Origin of the sequence: Winogradskya consettensis (genome assembly GCF_018332715.1) — a bacterium.
In the GTDB taxonomy this organism is placed as follows: Bacteria; Actinomycetota; Actinomycetes; order Mycobacteriales; family Micromonosporaceae; genus Actinoplanes; species Actinoplanes consettensis.
In genome coordinates this window covers 1-3,909 of record NZ_BOQP01000015.1, presented here as the reverse complement: position 1 = coordinate 3,909, position 3,909 = coordinate 1, and the positions used below count along the sequence as shown (strand labels likewise).

The following is a 3,909-nucleotide window of genomic DNA, read 5'->3' as shown; positions in this document are numbered from 1 at the left end:
AACCGCGATGACGTCCTGCGTGGCTTGGGTTTGAACGAAACGCCAGCCGGATAAAGCCGCGGGGAATGCGGCGCCGCAAAACGCGCCAGCGAAATAAGCGGCATCGCGGACAAACGGCAACCTGATCCTTCGCGGATCCTGATCCACCGCACGGAACCGCCTCGCCGGAGGCCCTCGCACCAAGGGGGTCTCCGGCGTGTCCGTGTGTGGTCCATGCGCGCGGTGATCTTCGGCTACTTCGGCACTGCTGACCGACCCCGGCGCTGAGGAGTATCGCGAGCCCCTCGCGCACCGCACCGGCGAGCTGCTCGGCGGCTGCCGGCCACGGTTCTGGGACGCGCTGACCGGGAGCTTCGGCGAGCGCACCATCGGGGTCCACGGCGGGACGGAGAGCACGCCGAGGGCGGTGGCGCTTTCCTGCGGAGCGAACCCGTCATCCGCCCACCTCCCCGTCGCGCTCGCGCATCACCGGAGCGGTCATGCCAGCCTCGGCAAGCCGCGGCACCACGCGCCCGGCGTCCTGGCGACGAGTTCGAGACCATCAGCCCAGCCCTCCGGCCCGCATGATCTGCTGATGGGCGGTGCTGTCGGTGGTGTCGTACTCGTCGGCAGTGGTGGCGATCGCCTCGGCGGCCCGCTTCAGGTTGTCCTCCACGAACCCGTACAGCTCGTCCTGGCCCTGATGCCGGCGTTCCAGGATCGCCGCGATCCACTGACACAGCAGCCCGTACGCCGCGTCATCTTGCGCGATGGCGCTGCTGGCCCGTTTCACCGCCGCGAGCTGGTCACGTACGGCTCGCACCTTCGCCGCGCGCTGGTGCAGTTGCGCCACGTCCACGTCGAAGGACTCACTCACGCCTGCTCACCTACCCTGCACCGGGGCCACGGCCGAGCTCATCCCACTCGGTGTCGGGGCGTTCCAGCAGCTGCTGCATCCGGTCGCCGATCACCCGGGCCGACACCGAGTCGGGCCCACCGCGTCGACGGCGATCGCCTGCGCCCGTTCGGTGGTCATCGTTCGCGCCTGGCGCAGCGCTCATCACCACGTCGGCCACGACCTGCGCCCGCTCGGCTTTTTCGTCGACGTCCTGCCGCCCCCGGGGTGCGTACCCGGCGGCATCCGTATTTTCATCCGGATCGAGATCGCTGCGGAGGGGACTTGGGGCCTGCTCCCAGTTTGCTCCCACAGTAAGGGGCACAACGCGAACGGCTCGTTACCGGTTTCCCGATAGCGAGCCGTTGACCTGCGGTGTTGCTGGTGGGCGATACTGGGATCGAACCAGTGACCTCTTCCGTGTCAGGGAAGCGCGCTCCCGCTGCGCCAATCGCCCTCGTTCTTGTTGCCGAGGTGGAGACGGGATTTGAACCCGTGTAGACGGCTTTGCAGGCCGTTGCCTCGCCTCTCGGCCACTCCACCGAGCTGGCCTCCGCAACGAACTGTGGTGGCCTCTCCGAGCGGACGACGGGATTCGAACCCGCGACCCTCACCTTGGCAAGGTGATGCGCTACCAGCTGCGCTACGTCCGCTTGTCCCTCCGGGTTCCCCCGGCGACGGAAGAAACATTACTTGGTCCAGCCGACACTTGCCAAACCGGGGTCCCCCGGCGCGTCGTCACCACGGATAAGGCCAGGTCAAGACACCTTTGACTGGATTTCAGTACGCGGGGGAGCGCGGCCGGGGCTCCGGTGAGCTCGGTGTGCTGGACTCCGGGCGTACCTGAAGAGAGTTATCCACAGGCTGGAAATCTGGGGAGCGGGACCGGGGCGGCTGGGGGTTGGATGGGGCCATGCAGATCCGACAGATACCCGCTGAAGAGCGGCCCGGCGCAATGTTCGATCTTGCGGCTTATGCCTTCGAGAGTTCTCCGTGGCCTGAGGCCGACAAGGAGACCTATGCGCGGCGCATGCCCTTCTATGTCACAGCCACCGGGCTGGTCGCGGAGGAGGACGGGCAGGTGCTGGCGGCTGTCACCGCCCTGGCGATGCGGCAGAACGTGCGTGGCGTGGTGCACGACATGGCCGGCGTTGCCTCCGTCGTCTCGCATCCGTCCGCGCGGCGGCGGGGGTTCGTGCGGCAGTTGCTCACGCGGTTGTTGGAGCAGACGCGGGAGCAGGGGTGTGTTGTGAGCGCTCTCTACCCGTTCCGCCCCTCGTTCTACGGGCATTTCGGCTACGTGGGGATGCCCCGGGTCCGGACGGCCACGTTCGCGCCCGAGGGCCTCGCGCACCTGGTCCGGGCCGAGCTGCCGGGTGAGGTGGAGCGGTTGCCGTTCGCTGCGGCCTTCGACGAGTTCGACGCGCTGACGTTGCGCCTGCTGGAGGAGCGGCACGGGTTCGCGGTGTTCGACGAGACCCGCACGGCCGAGTTCCGCGAGCGGACCAAGCGCTGGGTGGCGATCGCCCGCTCCGGCGGCGAGGTGGTCGGGGCGGTGATCTACCGGATCGATGAGTACGGCGGGGACCTGATCGCCGAGGATCTGCTGACCACCGGGCCGCTCGGTCGCGCGCTGCTCCTGCAGTATTTCGCCCGGCACGTCGACCAGGTCGCACGCGTGACCATGAAGATCGGCGCCGACGAGGTCCCCGACCTGTGGGGCACGGACTTCGCGGTGGTGACCGAGGGGCGCACCGACTACCCGAAACATGGTGGCCCGATGGTGCGGCTGCTCTCGATGACAGCGCTGAACGGCCTGCACACCCGGGCAGACCTCGGCGTCACCGTCGAGGTGATCGACGACGACCTGCTGGGCGGGCGCTACCGCATCACGGGCGAGGCGGGCACCCTGACGGTCGAGGAGACCAAGGACGAGCCCCAGGCCACGCTGACCTGCGCGGGCATCTCAGCGCTTGCCTACGGCGTCCTGGACCCGGTGGAGGTGGTGCTGCGCGGCTTCGGCCAGGTCGACGCAGGCGCGGTGGAGACGCTGGGCGCGCTGTTCCCGAAGCAGATGCCTTACCTGTTCGCCGACTTCTGAGCCGCTGCGGGCCGTTGCGGGCCGTATGGGCCATGAGCCGGGCGGCAGTAGGGCCGCGGCGGGGGAGATGAAGTGGGTCGAACGGTGGCGCGGCTGAGCTTGGTGGGTCAGACGGCGGCGGGGAGGTTGGGGGTGGTGAAGGCTCGGGCGTCGTCGGTGACGACGGCGGATTCGTAGCCGTCGGGGATGAATTTGGTCAGCCATTCGATGCCGGGGGTGCCCATGGCGAGGGCGGTGGTGGCGTAGGCGTCGGCCAGGGACAGGTCGGGGCCGACGACGGTGACGGAGCGGAGGCCTCGGGCTGGTTTGCCGGTTCGGGGGTTGAAGACGTGGTCGCCTCGCTCGTAGGTGCCTGACGTGGCTACCGCGGCGTCGGCGAGGGAGAGGACCCAGCTGAGTTTGTCCGCTTCCCAGGGGTGGCGGATGCCGACCCTCCAGGGCTTGCCCGACGAGGAGAGGCCGCGGGCGCGGATGTCGCCGCCGGCGTTGATGCAGTGGTTGGTGGAGCCCGCCGCGGCCAGGCGGGCCGAGGCGACCTCGACCGACCAGCCTTTGACAAAACCAGAGGGATCGAGCGGGCCCGCGGCGTAGGCATCGAAGTAGCCGTCCGTCGAGCGCCACAGGTCCGCGCAGGCGTCCAGGACCAGACGCATGTCGGGGGAGCACTCCTCCAGCGTCAGCTCGCGGCGGCGGAAGCGGCAGACCTCGCTGCCCTCGCGGTACGTGCTGAACCGCTCATCCACCTCGTGCAGCCAGGCGCACACGTCGCCGACCAGCCCGCGCAGGGTGGCTTCGGGCAGATCGTCGGCCAGGTCGATGCTGACAACCGTGCCCATCACATGCTCGGCGTGGTGCATGACGCGCGACTCTACGCGCCCGGCCGGAACCCGGCCCGGCCCTCACCCGAGCCCGCCGCCATGCCGAGGCTTGAGCC

The 3,909-nt window shown here is 69.2% G+C and carries 3 protein-coding genes and 3 tRNA genes; 1 reads left to right on the top strand and 5 read right to left on the bottom strand.

Translation table 11 applies throughout. The features are described 5' to 3' along the window. Positions 1-541 precede the first annotated feature (541 nt). From Aco04nite_RS15770 to Aco04nite_RS15755, 4 genes are all read right to left on the bottom strand, one after another. Entirely contained in the window at positions 542-856 is a 315-nt protein-coding gene (locus Aco04nite_RS15770; RefSeq protein WP_244876025.1) for a type VII secretion target, read from the bottom strand. A gap of 400 nt (positions 857-1,256) precedes the next feature. Next, positions 1,257-1,331 (bottom strand) — tRNA-Val (locus Aco04nite_RS15765). A gap of 15 nt (positions 1,332-1,346) precedes the next feature. Continuing rightward, positions 1,347-1,417: transfer RNA gene (locus Aco04nite_RS15760), tRNA-Cys, on the bottom strand. A 37-nt stretch (positions 1,418-1,454) separates the two neighbouring features. Beyond that, positions 1,455-1,527 (bottom strand) — tRNA-Gly (locus tag Aco04nite_RS15755). A gap of 260 nt (positions 1,528-1,787) precedes the next feature. Between Aco04nite_RS15755 and Aco04nite_RS15750 the strand changes: the two genes are divergently transcribed. Continuing rightward, on the top strand, positions 1,788-2,975 hold the full coding sequence (locus tag Aco04nite_RS15750) for a GNAT family N-acetyltransferase (RefSeq protein WP_212997970.1): 1,188 nt from the start codon (positions 1,788-1,790) through the stop codon (positions 2,973-2,975). 107 nt (positions 2,976-3,082) lie between these two features. Here the strand turns inward: Aco04nite_RS15750 and Aco04nite_RS15745 are convergent, their stop codons facing one another. Beyond that, positions 3,083-3,832, bottom strand: coding sequence for an FAD:protein FMN transferase (locus Aco04nite_RS15745; RefSeq protein WP_244876024.1), 750 nt, complete (start codon positions 3,830-3,832; stop codon positions 3,083-3,085). Positions 3,833-3,909 lie beyond the last annotated feature (77 nt).